Genomic DNA, 15,666 nt, shown 5'->3' with positions numbered 1-15,666 from the left:
TATGGGCTTTGTTTTAAACTTGGTCTCCTGCTTAGCCACAGATTCGAATCTGGCTCCAGATTCCTATTTAACCTCAGATTCTTGTTTTGCATCAGGTTCCTGTTTAGCTTCCGGCTCTTTTCTCGATTTGGGCTTATTATAATCAGTTTCAGGTCTGGTTTCACCTTCTGATTCAGTTTTTGATTCGGGTTTATTGGCCTCAGCTTCCGGCTCTTTTCTCGATTTGGGCTTATTATAATCAGTTTCAGGTCTGGTTTCACCTTCTGATTCAGTTTTTGATTCGGGTTTATTGGCCTCAGCTTCCGGCTCTTGTTCAGTTTCTGGTTCGTTTTCCGACCTGGGTTTGTTATTTTCGGTTTGAGGCTCGATTCTGGCTTTACTTCTTGGCTGCTCTTTCAGCAGTTCGTCGATACTTTTTTGCAGAGATGTAAGATAGTCTGCAATGCTCCACGCCACTTTTTGTCCATCTGTAGTTAATTCGATACCACTGATAAGATCTGGCACTGTCTCGAATTTTGGTTGAGTTTCTATACCAAGAGTTTCTTTAATCGTCTTTTTAATCGAGTCACGCTGTTCCTGTGGAAGGTCAAACGCAGTACGAACGAGCACCTGCCCTAGTGATGCACCAAGTGCTGAAGCTAACTGTTTCTTTTCCTCATCATTCAGAGTGCGCATCCTTTGAGAAAACACATCAACTGCGCGTTCTTCCAAACTGGTTCCAGCCAGGTCTTCCAGTACTTTTCGCGCTATGCTAAATATTTCCTGCTGGGTCCGGCGACCGATTTCCTGACTTAGGTTTTCTTCTTCGTTCTTTAATGCCTCCTGCTGTTTTGCTCTCAAATCGGAGGCTTCTTTTCTTACTTCTTCAAAAAACCGCTGACGTTCAGCTTTTGCGTCTTCTTTTGCCTTATTTAAGAGGGCACTGCGCTGCTGATCGAACTCCTCGTTCTTATGCTTGAACTCCTCTTTCTCTTTTTCCGCTTCTGCCTTTTTCGTATCTGCATTCGCAAGTTCATCTGCTACCCTCTTCTCACGTGCATCAATGGCGTTAAGTATGGGTTTATAAAGAAAGCGCTTCAACAACCACACAAGGATGAGGAAATTAATCACTTGCGCAATAACTGTGAACCAATCGATTAGCGGCATGATAATTTTCCTCTATAAATCAAGTAAGTGCACGGTCCCAGAACGGATTGGCGAAAATGAGAATCATAGAGACCACAAAACAATAGATAGCCAGAGACTCGATCATAGCCAATCCCACGAACAGAGTCCTGGTTATTGTTGCGGAAGCATCGGGTTGCTGTGCCAGTGAACTCAGAGCCGTCGCAACAGCTCGCCCTTCACCAATTGCGGGCCCGATAACCCCGATGCCTATTGTAATGCCAGAGACGGCAATTGATGCCACTGCGATTGTTGTCGAATAAGTGTCCAAAGCCATAGTGTTTCCTTCTGTTGTTGAGTTATTGTTTCAATTCTTAGACTCCAGTTTTACGTCTTGACCTGCTGGTTCGCGTAGCGGCAGCAATGTAAACTGTAGCCAGGATGCTGAAGATATAGGCCTGTACCATACCAACGAGCAGACCAAGAACAATCATGAGATCCGGAAAGATGAACGGCGTAATGGTCAGCAGAATTGCAACGATCATCGAGCCGCTCATGATGTTACCGAACAGACGGATTGCCAGAGCCAGCGTGCGAGAAATTTCACTAATAATATTAAACGGCAGCATGATGATCGTCGGCTCTGTGTAGGACTTCAGGTAATTAACTATTCCTTGCTCCTCAATGCCGAAAATTGGCACGGCTACAAACACGCATAATGCAAGTGCAGCTGTAGTTGAGAGAGATCCTGTTGGCGGTTCATAGCCTGGGATTATGATACAGAGATTGGCTACGGCAATTAAAAGGAAGAGCGTGCCCAAAAAACCTAGGTATTTCTTCGGCTGATCCAGACCAACGTCTTCAATTTGTTTCAGGATGCCTGTGACAATAATTTCCAAAATGTTTTGCCAATGAGAACGTTCCAGACCGGTAGAGAGTTTGCTTGTAATGGTTTTTGAGCCAACCGTCATTACAAGCATAAGCCCCCAGGTATATACAATCGTGGCATTGAGTTTGATAAAGCCATACTGCCAGAAAATTAGCTCATCAGGACTAAGTCGCACTACTGGCCTCCTTTATCAGTTGATTCGGATCTTCCTCAGGCAGCCTTGTGAGTCTGACTACTATATGGCGCATAATAAAAAACCCAAACATGCATATTAGCAGCCTCTCCCAATGGCCGTTCGAAACAAAGTAGAATCCAGCTATGGCAGTGCTTGTCCGCAACAGCAGGCTACCGAAGAACCAGAATGCAGGTCTTTTGGATGAAAGTCCTTTCTGAACAGTCCACCAGAGACCGCCGAAGAAAACAGCTCCGAGTAAAAAACCAGCTACCAGAGCCAGGATAAGATTAAAAATTTCATTCATTATAATCCTCCTGTTCCTCTTGCATTTCCTTATGCTCCTTAACCACCCAGTGCCATGCATTCAAGCAACCTATAAACAGGCCGATAATCAGCATCGTGAGCGTCCAGGAAAAGCTTGCTGGATAGTGCGCATCTAACCAGAGCCCAAGTGCAGCTCCGATTAGCGTCGGAACTGCTACAGACCAGCCTATGAGCCCCATCATGCCCAAACCAAGCCAGATAGTTCGATCTACGTGGCGTTGAGCCCTGAGTTTGCGTTCAGCTTTTGTCCCAACCTGACGGGCAAGATGCTGTGACTTGCCCTTCAAAGGTTTCTCTGGCTGCTTGTCAGACATTCTGAAACTCCGCTAAGCGACGTATAAGCCCAATTTCCAATTTTTTCATTACTGAGCTAATTTTTTGCTCGGTTTCGTCTACGGTCAAAAATTCTTTCTCTACAGCCTCCCGCAGTTGGCTTAAATCTGTTCCGAAAATGGCACCACGTACTGAGACAAGCACATCCTGACCAGTCTTGATCAATATGCCTTCATCGACTGCGATATAAACTTCACCCTCTGCTTCGGTTTCGTAAGTGAGAATTCCAGGCTCCAGAGCCGCGACACAATCAAGTCGGTGTGGCAGGAGTCCAAATGAACCCTCGCGACCTTCTGCGACTATACGTGACACACCTTTCTTTTCGGCAAAGATCTGGAACGGCAGAAGGATTCTAAGATTCATGAGTTCTGAGTTCATGATTTCTCCCTGCTTGATTTTTTTGCTATTGCCTCGTCAATTGTTCCGATCATGTAGAGGTTGCTTTCAGGGTAGTCTTTGAATTCGTCATTCAATATACGTTCGCAGCCATCGAGAGCATCTGAAAGGCTTACAGATTTACCTTTAATGCCTGTGAACTGCTCGGTGGTGAAAAACGGCTGCGTCAGGAAACGTTCAAGGCGGCGGGCTCGAGCGACCACATTGCGGTCCTCCGGAGATAACTGCTCCAGGCCAAGCATTGAAATAATGTCCTTGAGTTCCGAGTACTGTGCGAGGGTCTGCCGGATTTCCTGGGCAAGGCGATAGTGCCTCTCACCAATGACGCCAGGCGTGGCCATTTTGGAATTGGACTGCAAAGGGTCAATAGCAGGATAAAGCCCCTCACTTGCCCTTTTGCGAGAGAGAACAATTGATGCAGATAGATGTGAAAATGTGTGCACAGCCGAAGGGTCAGTGAAATCGTCAGCAGGAACATACACTGCTTGAATTGACATTATGGCTCCTGCATCGGTAGTAGATATACGCTCTTCTAACTCAGACAATTCGGTGCCCAATGTCGGCTGATATCCCAGGCGTGAAGGCATCTGCCCCATCAAGCCGGAAACCTCGGAACCGGCCTGGATAAACCTGAAGATGTTATCTATGAGCAGGAGCACATCTCGGCGTTCATCGTCCCTGAAGTACTCTGCCATTGTCAGTGCCGTATGACCTACGCGAAAACGGGCTCCTGGTGGCTCGTTCATCTGGCCGAACACCATAACCGTATTCGGAAGCACGCCCGCTTCTTTCATATCACGATAAAGCTCTTCCCCTTCTCGGCAACGCTCGCCTATTCCGCAAAATATGCTCACTCCCTGGTGCTGCTTGACTACGTTGTGAATCATCTCGGTTAGTAACACAGTCTTGCCAACGCCCGCTCCTCCAAATAGACCTGCTTTACCTCCGCGCTCAAGCGGTACCAGCACATCTATAGCTTTGATACCAGTCTCGAAGATTTCAGACGTAGTGGACCTGCGTACCAGCGGTGGGGGAGCTTGATGGATTGAGCGCCACTGGACATCTGAAGGAGGCTCCATGAGGTCTATGGTATTTCCAAATACATCGAACATTCGCGAAAGGATTTCCCTACCAACAGGCGCTTTCAAAGGGCCGCCTGTATCTTCCACTGCCATACCTCGAGCAAGACCCTCTGTGGGAGTAAGAGCAATTCCGCGAACGTGGTGTGAGTCAAGCTGGGTCAAAACCTCTATGGCAATTTGACTTTTCTTTCCTGCACGTAACAGTGTGTATACATGTGGCAGATGCTTCTCGAATAGTACGTCTACAATACTGCCGCGTACAGATACAACTGTGCCGAAGTTAGAGGAATTGTGTTTATCTTCCATATGACCTTTAACAGCTCCCCTCATGCTTTGCATCCTTTTACTTTCGGAGATGCCTGTTTTATTATATGGGATGTAATCCGTGAAATTAAGAGATATATCTGGAATTTATACTCAGTTTAATGCCGCAAAAACTGTGATAAGCAGGAAGTGATGAAGAGAAAACAGAAGAGTACTGCTTTAAAGGCAACACCTGTGGCAAAGAAACTACTTTGCCCAAAAGAAACTATGTTTATTTTTCACATTAAATAACTACTATATTTATTGATCACTTATACACGTAACACTATTCTGAAGATTAGTCACGTCTTTGTTTCCCCTTTCCCTTAAAGAAATAATCATTAAATTATATTAATTTGACTTTACTCTTTTACATAGTAAAAATTCCCTGTCAATCATTACATGCAGTTCTGCTCAAAATTCTAACTGACATTCAAAGATAGAATTGAAAATGGAATTAGAGGCAGAACTTGATATTAGAGGTAGAACTTGAATGTATCTCAGATAGCTTTAAGCTGCCAGATTCTACATCTTTTTTATCATTGAAATATGCTCTATGTTAGCTTCAAGAAAAGTATCTCCATAAGCGACAAATCCAAACTTCTCGTAAAAACTGACTGCATGAGTCTGTGCGTGAATGTAGATATCTCCTGCATCGAGTTCGGCAGTCCTTTCCATAAGTTTCTCCACAACGAGTTTTCCTGCATGTTTTTCTCTGTACTCTTTAAGGACTGCATTCTTCCAATAAGCCAATTTTTTCCAGTTTTAAAAAGCCTGCCTGTAGCTACATGCCTGCTCTCTGAATACACAACTACGTGATGAGACCTCAGGTCCGCTTCGTCAAACTCCTCTTCTTCTAGCACATTCTGTTCTTTTATGAAAACTCCTCTTCGGACGTAGAAGCCATCCTCCAGATCTTAAATCATGCCTTCCTGAGATACTCAATTGTTTTTTTCGGCGGAACTAAAGCCCATCTATGACGATAAGTACCCCTTCTTTCCGGAGTACTTTATTCCAGTTCTTGACTGCAGTATCAGGATGTAGTAGAGTCCACGGTAAAGCGATTTTTCTCCATTATTGATTCTTCTAATAGTGTTTTCAATTAAAATGCAATAAGTCCATTTTGCCTATAATTGACTCCTCTTTTCTGACCTGCATAGTTAATATATTGAGACTACGGACTAAAAATTCCCTGAAAAAAGCAATACTGACAGAATGCACTCTGAGACTAAGGACAAGAAGAAAATTGATTAGCGGGCCCGCCGCGATTCGAACACGAGTCAATGGGTATCTTCGTAAACAACTTTACTTCGAAGCCCATTAGGATATCCTGGCTACCCCACGAGCCCGCGGTGCCGCTGTATTGATAGTAACTATCCATATTAAAGGTTTCTCTCAAAAATTAAGAAAAAAGGGGAAAGAAAAGGGGATCAAATTAAAAATAGTCTATTAAGGAAAATGTTTATGGAGTCCTATTAATTAAATAAAGGGCAATCACCTCGTTTATCTGCTTGTATAGCGGCAGCCATTATTCATTCCCTGCCCCTTATACCTTTGCTTTTTTACCGAACGGCTTAAACACCGACACGCAAATCATGATTCCCATAATCAGAATTTGCATGGCGATAAACAACAACACCATGCCGCCATCCGCAAGACCGCCGGTAAAGCCATTCATTTCAACTTTTTGAATTGTCGAAAACATTTGGCCAACCGTGCCCATTCCTGTTAATAAAAACAATAAAAATGTACCTATCCATTTTAAGATAACCCATCTGTGCTTAAGGAATCCCCAACCGGTAAAAAAGCCATAGAATATGCCTTGAGCAATGATCAGCAGCGCCGCCGGCGCAATCACTGTGGGAAAGAGTTCAGGCACTAATGGAGCGACTGTTAGAAAAGTCGCTTCTTCCAATCTAAAAAAGCAAATCCAGGCTAACGCACCAATGGCGACAACTCCTCCAAACCAAACAGATGAGGTTAGAATATGAAATGCCCGGAGCCATTTCATTGCTTTGCTATTCTTGACCTTCATAAAAATCTTCCTCGTCTATTCCCGCTTTATAGAGCGGTCTTTATTTTTCGATTTTTGGCGTCGTAAACGCTTGAATCAAAAGCTGTCCTGAGACAGCGAAAAGAAACACCAGCCATGAATACTGAAAGCCGATCAGGAATCCCAATCCAGCGAATAACGCAATGGCAAATATCCACAATGCGCCGGAGAACAGACCGAATCTTGACGCGGCATATGGATCAGCTAATTGATCTTTCATTCGCTCCGCCCAAACCGCTTGCTGCTCAACGACCCAAGGCTTATGCCTGTTCTTTTCGGTAAGGAGCAAAAAAGCTAGGACTACGGAGCCGGGCAAAACAAAAGGTATCAGCGAGCCAATGGACGCAAGCGTTCTGTCAACGCCATTCTCTTCAAAGAATAATATGGCAAAAACAACAAGCCCAAACAGAATGACACCCACAGCCGCCACATAAATGAGCGCCCGTTTCCAATTCATAGGAATATTTCTGGCGGTTTCCTGCGTCAGGCCGAGGAATACAAAGCCGCACACGGGTACGATAAAGAACACTATGAGAACGCCAAGACCGGCAACAATATCACCGGATGCAAAATAAGCCAGCAGAGAGATGATAATGCCGAGCGCCATCAGTCCGCCCGCTAATGTGTAGCCGATCTTCTGCCATAATTTCATATAGTTTTTGGTTTTCAGGTATACTTCTGAAAATACTTCTTTCTTCTTCTTAAAACTGATTTCATCTGCCAGCACAGATACGTCACCAAGTTCCGTTGTGGCTTTGGCGAAAGCTGTTTGTTCCGACATACCTTTTTTTATGAGATTTGCGATCCTGTCGTCCAGATTACTCCGCAATTCCTCTTTGAAATCAGTGAGGGCAGGCGTTTCCTCATATCCGGAAAACAGACCGTCAACATATTTTTGAGTGTCCATCATTCTTCCTCCTTCAACAAATCATTGATAATCGTTTGCGTAAACTCCCAGTCCAATTTGTTCTGCTGGTAGAGTTCACAGCCTTTCTCCGTGATACGGTAATATTTCCTTCTGGCTCCCTGTGTTTCGTCGCCCCAATACGAGGTGATGCAGCCTTCTTTTTCAAGCCGCTTATAGCTTGAATACAACGTAGTCTCTTTCAATTCGTACTTCTCGCCGGTACGTTCCAAAATCGTGTTGTAGATTTCAAAGCCGTACATATCCCGCTTAAGCAGGATTCCAAGCACTATGGTTTCCGTGTGGCCTCGGAGCAAATCCGATGACAGTTTCGGCTCCATACTCATCCTCCTTACGACAAGCATATTTCTACACTTGAAAAGTATATCCGATTGGCACTATTCATTATATTACATATTACTACGACTGTCAAGTATATTTTTCAATCGTATATCAAAGTTGCGCTGGCGCACCCCGCAGCAAGCTAGCGGGGTATTCGACTGAAATAAAAACTTTCCCGAAAATAAAAGAAATATATTACAGACATAACTTTTATATTACAAAAGTTCTTTTAATATATACAAATAATTTCCGATGTCATATAGTCACATACCCGTCAGTTAAAGAAGATAGATATGTCTTATCTAAACAAAATAACTAAAACAGAAGGTTATTTTATTTCTGCCTATATAACTTGTAATTTTGTTTAGAAGCTAGAAAGCTGTTCAAATTATTTGGATGCCTTCTATAACTCACATTAGTTATAAATAACAACTGTCTGAGAACATGGAGATGAGACGGGACATAGTACACAGTAAAATGAGGGCTTACCAGGATGGAGAGAGTTTCAACAGGCATAGAAGAACTGGATAGAAAATTGAGCGGGGGTTATCCTGTGAATAAAGCAACCCTGATAACAGGCGTAGCGGGAAGTGGAAAAACAATCTATGGGATCCATTTTCTTCACAGGAACTGTGCTGAAGGACGAAAATGCCTGATGATCGCAACTGAAGAAACTCCTGAAGATATTCTTTATCAGGCAGAATTACTGGGGCATGACATTAAACCTTACTATGAAAGCGGGCAACTCACCATAGAAAACATATTTGAGACTCGCTCAGAAAGCATAGGGCAGACAAGGTATGGATTTAAACCTGAAAGCTTTGATATCGAGCTTCCTAATCTTATAGAACTCATACGTGAAGGAACAGAATGCCTTGTCATAGATAACCTGGGAACCTTTGCCCTGAGAGTTTCCAAAAAAAAGCTCAGGGACCAGTTTGACGGACTGAACTATCTTGTGAGAAAAAAAGGCTGCACCACACTTTTAATTATGGATGAGTCGGCACACAACCTGACTAATCAGCTTGCCGAGTACTCAGTCTACGGTTCTATTCGCCTTCTGGTAAAAGAGAATGCTTATCTGGGAAAAATGGAGCGCTACCTGTGCATACCCAAGATGCGCAGTACTCCTATATCTCCGGATATGTCGATTTTTGAAATCACATCCGAAGGGATCAAGATTCATGAAACCAAGGGAGGGAGCCTTGTTGAATGAAAAAAACAAACCGAAAGTCCTGATTGTAGATGATATGAAGGAAAACGTAGAACTGATGGAAGCCTACCTTTCAGTTGAGCCTTATGAAGTTATCTGTGCCTACGGCGGAAAAGAAGCTCTTCAGAAGGTTGAAGAAGAAAAGCCAGATATCGTCCTTCTGGATGTTATGATGCCTGAAGTCAACGGCTATGAAGTTTGCAAAATTCTCAAAGAAAATCCCGAAACCCAGTTCATTCCGGTCCTCATGCTTACTGCTCTCTCGGAACTTGAAGACCGTATAAAAGGGATTGAAGTCGGAGCTGATGACTTTCTCACGAAACCTATAAACAGACTTGAACTCAAGACGAGAGTGAAATCTCTTCTCAGAGTAAAATACCTCCATGACAGGCTGGTTGCTGACCGTGACAGCCTTGAAGTAAAAAACAGGGTACAGAGCATCCTTACAGCCGTAATTCCTACCCTGCTTCAGTCTGTCTCCAATGAAGAAAAGAAAGTCATAATAAACCAGATGACAGGAATGGTCGAAAAAACACTTTTTGACATGTACCACTTTGAAGATAGGGAAATGGATCTTGCCTACGCAGGAAATGTCTGCGCCGAGATAATGAACCAGCTGGGTGGAAATTTTACCTCGACGATGGATGAAAACGGAAAACTCTGGATAGTCAAAGGAACAAAATGTCCCTGGAAAGGAGAAGAAGCTCGCAAAAACCCCATACTCTGCACACTGACCAGAAAAATTTTTTCAAACATAACTTTGAAAGTGGATTCAGGCTGCAGACTTGAAGCTCTAAAAACCATAGGAAACAGAAATGACTGCTGTGAATTTTTCATAAGAGCTGCATAATTTTTTTATTTTATTTCTTTTTCATATGATTTTGATTTCTATTCTACCTGATCACCTTTCATAAATCCCTTTTCTCAAATCTCTTTTTATTTCTCAAATCCGTTTCTCAGCTATATACTCTCTGGTTTCAATCTCCTTTGTTCTATGCTTTTTCTGCACTTCTACTTCAATGGTTTACTTTCTGATTTAAAAAGAAAAATGAAATTATATCAGCTGTTTCATTGCGATTTCATGCCTGAGATAATTCTAACTCCTTGTGAAGTGATGTCAAACAGAGAATACTTGATCGGAACTGGCGTGTTTCTCATTTTTTCAATGTAGAGATACTGTTTGGTTTTCCCGGAATTGAAATTTTCCTGTGTTATGAGTCTCATCAGCCCGAAAACCATATAACCAGTAAGCCTGTGGGTCAGGTTGTAAGAGTCTTCGTCCATTATGAAAAGGCTTGTACATCCGTTTTTCATAAGGATAATGCTTATCGAACTGAACTCATCCGCAAACTCTCTCATATCATGATGTATAGCCATTACCCCTATGTTGTCAATGACCACAACATCAACTTCCGAAGACATGGAACTTAAGTATTCAATTATGTCCGTATCCACGGCACAGAGCCCTTTTCCGAATTTAGAGACGCTCTTGATCTTGTTTATTTTGTCTTCGAATATATTCCTGATACTGAGTTGCCCTTTCTCAATAAAAGGACAAAGGTCAAGCTTAAGGCTGCGTGCCTGATTGAGTACGTCTTCGGTAAGCTCTCTGGTAAGAACAAGTATGCATTTTCTGCCGTCCTGGCAGCTCCTGTGAAGGAAGTGAAGCCCCAGGATGGTTTTTCCCGAACCCGGAGGCCCGGTAACAAGAATACTCTTTCCTTTGGGATACCCTCCCTCCACCAGTAAATCCAATCCTTCTACTCCGGTAGGCAAACTTTCCATACTATCACATAGTTCAGTGCGGTAAATTTATTTTAAATGTTAATAGTCTGAATTAATCAAACAGTCTTAAATTAATTAGATTGAGTTGATCTCTTACTTATTATAAAAAGTAAGTTTTCTATTTGTTCTATTATATTTCAACTAATATATATGTTCCTCAAAAACCGGAGTAAGTTATCTAAAAAAAGGGTCTGTAAATTACAGTAAGATATCATAACTCAAGAAGAAATCAGAGCTGCAAGGATAGATTGAAGGATTTAACCGAAGTGCATCAGGAACCGAAAAAACGGAAACACAGAATTGACAAACAAAACAGGTAAAAAAGAAACTAAAATTAAATTTTTAAAAAATTAGGTGGTTAGTGATAATATTTATCAGTAAGTTAATCAAGGTATTTCTCCTTAAATTCCGAAATCTGCTTACTGCTTCCTCCAACTGCAATTATGTCTCCTGCATGAAGTATTGTCTGCTTATTTACGGTAGTAGTAACAAGCCCCCCACGTTCAATGCCTATAACCGTGCACCCTATTTTTTTCTCGATATCCAGGTCTTCTATTGATTTTTTGTCAAGGAAAGAACCTTTCTCAATATGGTGCTTTTCTATTTCTATCCCCTCGTAAAGCATTATATCTTCATCGATCCTGCAGACTTTACCAATGCAGTTTGCACTCATTTTCGCAAGCATCTGTCCTGCGACTATAGAAAGAGATCCTACGTAGTCCGCTCCTGCCTTATAAATCTTATCAATGGACTTTACGGAGTTTGCCCTTGCAACAATAGTTGCTTCAGGGTTCAATCCTCTGGAAATGAGGGTTGCAAAAATAACATATGTGTCATCGTTGAGGGCTACAAACACAAAAGATGCAGTATTTACTCCGGCTGCAACAAGGATTTCCTCGTCAGATCCATTACCAACAATGTGTTCAAACTCCGTATTTTCAAAAACTTTTTCATTGGAATCCACAACTACAAACCGGAATGGGCCTTCAGAGAGTTCATTGACAATGCTTTTTCCAACGTCTCCATACCCCAGTACGACAAGATGCCCTTTTGACTCCATTTTGAATCCTCAGATTTTTAAACAAACTTGAAAACTAATGACGAAAACGCTCAGGTAAGTATTATCAAGCCGTTAATTATCAAGTTTTCAGCTTCATCTGGTCATTGTCTGTAAACCGAAAATTTATGATGCCTGTGTATCTCAAACTGTATATATCAGATAGTATATCAGGTGCGGTAATCAATGTGTAAGTTTCTTCAGTTTTGAGAGCTCCTCAGGCGTTCCAACAGCCAGTAGAACGGAATTTCCGCGGATGACATCGTCTTCCTCAGGATTAAACGAGAGGTTCCCACTTTTCCAGACTCCAACTATTCTTGCGCCTGTAAGCCGCTGGCTTGAGACCTCTTTCAGGGTCTTACCTATAAGCGGGCTTTTGAGATAGACAGGAAATTCTGTGACGTGCACCCCTTTGAAGATTTCAGTTGTCCCCGTTACTCTGCTTACGAGCCTATCCATAGCCTTTCTTCCGATAAACTGCCCGAACATCGACTTGGGAGAGACGACCATATCTGCGCCTGCATATCTCAGGTATTTTGAGTTTGTCCTGTCCTCAACGATAGCAATAATATTGAGGTGCTGAAATTCTCTTGAGGTCAGTACGATATTTGCATTTCTTTCATCGGATTTGTTGGCGATAAGGATCTTGGCTTTTTCAATGCCTGCATTCATAAGTGTCTGTTTATCGCTCGGACCCCCGAAAATACAGGGAATGTCTCTGTAAACGAGTTCTTTGACGAGCTCTTCATCGTCTTCGATTATTATAAATGTTATTTCCTGCTCTGCAAGTTCATCAATCAGGGTTTCTACCAGCTGGTTATATCCGCAGATAATAATGTGATCTTTAGTGCTGGAATGAACTTTTCTTGGCAGCCTGTACTTGATTACTTTGTCCATCCAGGGAGTGATAACATAAGTTGCAAGAAAGCCCGAGATCAGAATAATTCCCGTAATCTGTACCAGTATGGAAAAGCTCCTTCCCAGAAGTGAGGTGAAAACCACATCTCCGTATCCTACCGTTGCAATGGTAGTCGTAGCCCAGTAGATAGCAGTAATAGCATTTGCATTTTCGGGCTGGCCCTCAAGGATCATAATATGCTTGAAAAGCAGGACATAAATAGTGATCAGGAGTAAAGCTACGATCTTGTATGCCAGATTCAGTCTTTTGCGAATGAGTTTTTTAGACCTTGCTCTTCGATTCTTCTTTTTATCTGAAGAAAACATGTTCAGTGTCCTGCCTTAGTTTTACTTCTGAAGTAGGTCAAAGTACCTTATAATCTTTATTAATATCTCTATATATTCATAGAATTTCGCTTGAAAATTATCAAAGGTCATTGAGATCAGCAGACAGTAAAACCCGCTGGTCAAAAAAAGACTCGCAATCATCAAAATCAATATTTGGTAATCGTAAAAGAATCAGGAAAGCCGGAAGAATAAGTTTAATTCCAGCTTTCCGGCAGATTTCCTATTTCCTAATCAACTGAACTGATCTGGATATTTCGATGTTGTTTCGTTTTGAGCTGTTCTCAGTTCAGGCTGTTCAGATCCACTGCCCTATGAAAGGCCCGAATATCATGAAAAGGAACGAGAACAGAATCAGCATGGAGAAACTTGCAGTGATGGAATTTGAAACCCTTTCCGCAACTCCTTCGTTCCTTGTGAACCTGTACATGAGGGAATAGGTATAGTCCCTGAATACATGTCCTCCATCAAGAGGCACTGCAGGCAGGCAGTTGAACAGGCCCACGTAGAAGTTCAGCCACCCAATCCAGAGCAGGGAGTTTGCAATCCAGAAAATCCCGACTCCGAGGGGCTCTGCCCATCCAACAGGCTGGTAAAATTGTGCGATAGTGCCTGAAAAGCCGCGGAATCCCTCACCTGCAAACCCATATATGGGAAGCCCGAAAAGGATAATCCAGCCTACCGGCTCGGTAAGAAGGGAGGGAATCTGCTTGAGTGCTTCGAGATAGAACTTTGCCTGGGGCATCCAGATGGACATTCCAAGCATCTGGCACTCCAGAACCCCACTACTTCCGTAGATCACTCCAAGGAAGCCGCTTTCACTGTCTGAAGGGTGTGGGGCAAGCTGGATGTCAAAAATGGCAGTGCCGTTTTCTGTAAGTTCACCTGTATAATTTGCGGAAGGAAGCACCTCAACTTCTATGGTCTGGTTTGCCTCCGTTCCTTCCATGAAATTTACAAAACTTGCAATGCTTCGCATTTGTGTATCATTAAGCCGGAGCATTGTCATTCCGGTTTCGATCCCTGCTGCTTCTGCAGGACTTCCTTCAACGACACCTCCTACAGGCACTCCACTGAAGCATTCCTCCGGAGAAGAAGGAACCTTTAACTCATAGACTGAAACAGTATTATCTTGTGAAGCATGGATGCGCACGGTATCTCCTGGCTCGACAGTTTCCAGATAGGAGAGAAGGTCCATGCCTGTGGTGACTTCAGTATCATCAACCTGTGTAATCACCATGTCTTTCTGAAGCCCTGCAAGCTGAGCCGGAGAACTTTCGTTAATGCCAACTATCATGGCATCGCTGAGGGGAGCAATTGCCCCGAGTACGGGACCGAAAAAGAGCAGAAAGGCTACAAAAGCAACGCAGAAATTAGCCATAACTCCGGCAGCAAGGATACGGGCTCTCTGAGTTCTTGTGGCTGTCACTTCCGGCTCAGGTTTTGTTTCTTTGGGTACAGGAATGGCTGCTGCTGCTGCGCCTTTTTGCTTATTATTCAGCCTTTTTTCCTCTCTTTCCCTCTGTTCCCATGCCTCGATTTCTTCAATCGTAGCTGTCAGCGACAGCTCTTTTTTTACTTCTTCTTTTTTGCCAAAAAGCTGTTCATCATCAGGTTCCGCAAAACCCCCTATAGGGACAAGGGCAAACAGGATTCCCATGGATTTGACCCTGATGTCTTCAACCCTGCACAGGATTGCATGGGAAAACTCGTGCACTACAAGAGTAACTATGAGAGCAATAACACCCCAGGTAAAAGGAATAAATTCATTCACTCCCGGGATCAGCAGTATATTCCTTGGGGCATTGTATTTCCCAGGCTCAGGCACGCTGTTGTTAAGAAACGAGGTATAGAGCGCAAGGTCCGAAATAGCAATGACCAGGAACATAGCTACCATGCCCGCAAACATCATAAGGATCCCGACGTTTGCAAAAACCCTCCAGTAACTTTTCGGGCGGGCAAGAATGTCCAGCAGTTTAAGACCCTTTGTTGTCCTGATCATGAGGATAGGAAGAGGACCGAAAGTGCTTATGTTATACTTTTCCAGAATTCCCCTTCTATCTAGAATGGAGATAAGGAACCAGTACAGTAAAAAAATACCCAGTACAATGCTTGTGCTGCTCAAGGAAATTCTCCGAAATGATTAAGCAGAACCATTATAGGCTCTGGATTGGGAATATTAATTGGGAATATTGATTGGGGATATTAATTGGGAATATTAATCAAGTATGTCAATAGGTTAAATGTCAATAGGTTAAATGTCAATAGGTTAAATGTCAATAGGTTAAATGTCAATAGGTTAAATGTCAATAGGTTGACCGTCAACTGATTGGCTGTTGATCAGATATAACTGTATTTAGAATATATCTTCAATAAAGAGATTAGTGCCGCAAGCAATCCTTCGGCGCAGTTTGCAAGCTTCAAGTTGCCGTTTTAAGTAGCAATTATCTGGAGCCAGCATACA

The 15,666-nt window shown here is 42.9% G+C and carries 17 protein-coding genes and 1 tRNA gene; 2 read left to right on the top strand and 16 right to left on the bottom strand.

The features are described from left to right. Window positions 1–63: 63 nt before the first annotated feature. The 12 genes from MSHOH_RS11270 to MSHOH_RS11215 form a co-directional block, all read right to left on the bottom strand. Window positions 64–1,146, bottom strand: coding sequence for a F0F1 ATP synthase subunit B family protein (locus MSHOH_RS11270; protein WP_048139697.1), 1,083 nt, complete (start codon window positions 1,144–1,146; stop codon window positions 64–66). Between the two features lie 19 nt (window positions 1,147–1,165). Then, window positions 1,166–1,441, bottom strand: a complete 276-nt coding sequence (locus MSHOH_RS11265) for a F0F1 ATP synthase subunit C (protein WP_204245307.1) — start codon at window positions 1,439–1,441, stop codon at window positions 1,166–1,168. 37 nt (window positions 1,442–1,478) lie between these two features. Continuing rightward, window positions 1,479–2,168, bottom strand: a complete 690-nt coding sequence (locus tag MSHOH_RS11260) for a F0F1 ATP synthase subunit A (protein WP_048139695.1) — start codon at window positions 2,166–2,168, stop codon at window positions 1,479–1,481. Beyond that, window positions 2,158–2,472, bottom strand: coding sequence for an N-ATPase subunit AtpR (locus tag MSHOH_RS11255; protein WP_048139692.1), 315 nt, complete (start codon window positions 2,470–2,472; stop codon window positions 2,158–2,160). Before MSHOH_RS11255 ends, MSHOH_RS11260 begins: the two co-directional genes overlap by 11 nt. Beyond that, window positions 2,465–2,806, bottom strand: a complete 342-nt coding sequence (locus MSHOH_RS11250) for an AtpZ/AtpI family protein (RefSeq protein WP_048139690.1) — start codon at window positions 2,804–2,806, stop codon at window positions 2,465–2,467. Before MSHOH_RS11250 ends, MSHOH_RS11255 begins: the two co-directional genes overlap by 8 nt. Further along, entirely contained in the window at window positions 2,799–3,203 is a 405-nt protein-coding gene (locus MSHOH_RS11245) for a F0F1 ATP synthase subunit epsilon (protein ID WP_082089329.1), read from the bottom strand. Before MSHOH_RS11245 ends, MSHOH_RS11250 begins: the two co-directional genes overlap by 8 nt. After that, window positions 3,200–4,609 carry a F0F1 ATP synthase subunit beta gene (gene atpD, locus MSHOH_RS11240; RefSeq protein ID WP_048143400.1) on the bottom strand — a complete coding sequence of 470 codons (1,410 nt, stop codon included), beginning with the start codon at window positions 4,607–4,609 and terminating at the stop codon, window positions 3,200–3,202. The genes MSHOH_RS11245 and atpD overlap by 4 nt, the downstream gene beginning before the upstream one ends. Window positions 4,610–5,131: 522 nt before the next feature. Then, entirely contained in the window at window positions 5,132–5,359 is a 228-nt protein-coding gene (locus tag MSHOH_RS25215) for a GNAT family N-acetyltransferase (protein WP_239450938.1), read from the bottom strand. A 501-nt stretch (window positions 5,360–5,860) separates the two neighbouring features. Continuing rightward, a tRNA-Arg gene (locus MSHOH_RS11230) sits at window positions 5,861–5,955 on the bottom strand. 197 nt (window positions 5,956–6,152) lie between these two features. Next, window positions 6,153–6,641 (bottom strand): hypothetical protein, encoded by a 489-nt coding sequence (locus MSHOH_RS11225; RefSeq protein ID WP_048139688.1) that lies wholly within the window; start codon window positions 6,639–6,641, stop codon window positions 6,153–6,155. A gap of 40 nt (window positions 6,642–6,681) precedes the next feature. Continuing rightward, on the bottom strand, window positions 6,682–7,566 hold the full coding sequence (locus MSHOH_RS11220; RefSeq protein WP_082089328.1) for a permease prefix domain 1-containing protein: 885 nt from the start codon (window positions 7,564–7,566) through the stop codon (window positions 6,682–6,684). Beyond that, window positions 7,566–7,904 carry a PadR family transcriptional regulator gene (locus tag MSHOH_RS11215; RefSeq protein ID WP_048139684.1) on the bottom strand — a complete coding sequence of 113 codons (339 nt, stop codon included), beginning with the start codon at window positions 7,902–7,904 and terminating at the stop codon, window positions 7,566–7,568. The genes MSHOH_RS11220 and MSHOH_RS11215 overlap by 1 nt, the downstream gene beginning before the upstream one ends. Before the next feature lie 494 nt (window positions 7,905–8,398). Here MSHOH_RS11215 and MSHOH_RS11210 point away from each other — a divergent pair, with 494 nt between their 5' ends. Both MSHOH_RS11210 and MSHOH_RS11205 read left to right on the top strand, forming a co-directional pair. Continuing rightward, window positions 8,399–9,121: an ATPase domain-containing protein gene (locus tag MSHOH_RS11210; protein WP_048139682.1), complete on the top strand. Its 723-nt coding sequence runs from the start codon at window positions 8,399–8,401 to the stop codon at window positions 9,119–9,121. Beyond that, a complete protein-coding gene (locus MSHOH_RS11205) occupies window positions 9,090–9,968 on the top strand; it encodes a response regulator (protein ID WP_048139681.1) in 879 nt (292 codons plus the stop codon). Before MSHOH_RS11210 ends, MSHOH_RS11205 begins: the two co-directional genes overlap by 32 nt. Window positions 9,969–10,186: 218 nt before the next feature. Here the strand turns inward: MSHOH_RS11205 and MSHOH_RS11200 are convergent, their stop codons facing one another. The 4 genes from MSHOH_RS11200 to MSHOH_RS11185 form a co-directional block, all read right to left on the bottom strand. Then, window positions 10,187–10,903, bottom strand: coding sequence for an RAD55 family ATPase (locus MSHOH_RS11200; protein ID WP_048139679.1), 717 nt, complete (start codon window positions 10,901–10,903; stop codon window positions 10,187–10,189). Between the two features lie 382 nt (window positions 10,904–11,285). Then, a complete protein-coding gene (locus MSHOH_RS11195) occupies window positions 11,286–11,963 on the bottom strand; it encodes a potassium channel family protein (protein ID WP_048139677.1) in 678 nt (225 codons plus the stop codon). Window positions 11,964–12,143: 180 nt separating this feature from the next. Further along, window positions 12,144–13,184 (bottom strand): potassium channel family protein, encoded by a 1,041-nt coding sequence (locus tag MSHOH_RS11190; protein WP_048139675.1) that lies wholly within the window; start codon window positions 13,182–13,184, stop codon window positions 12,144–12,146. A gap of 316 nt (window positions 13,185–13,500) precedes the next feature. After that, window positions 13,501–15,327, bottom strand: coding sequence for a site-2 protease family protein (locus tag MSHOH_RS11185; protein ID WP_048139673.1), 1,827 nt, complete (start codon window positions 15,325–15,327; stop codon window positions 13,501–13,503). Between the last annotated feature and the right edge of the window lie 339 nt (window positions 15,328–15,666).

The organism is Methanosarcina horonobensis HB-1 = JCM 15518, from assembly GCF_000970285.1.
Taxonomy (GTDB): Archaea; Halobacteriota; Methanosarcinia; order Methanosarcinales; family Methanosarcinaceae; genus Methanosarcina; species Methanosarcina horonobensis.
This window is presented reverse-complemented; position numbering and strand designations above follow the sequence as displayed.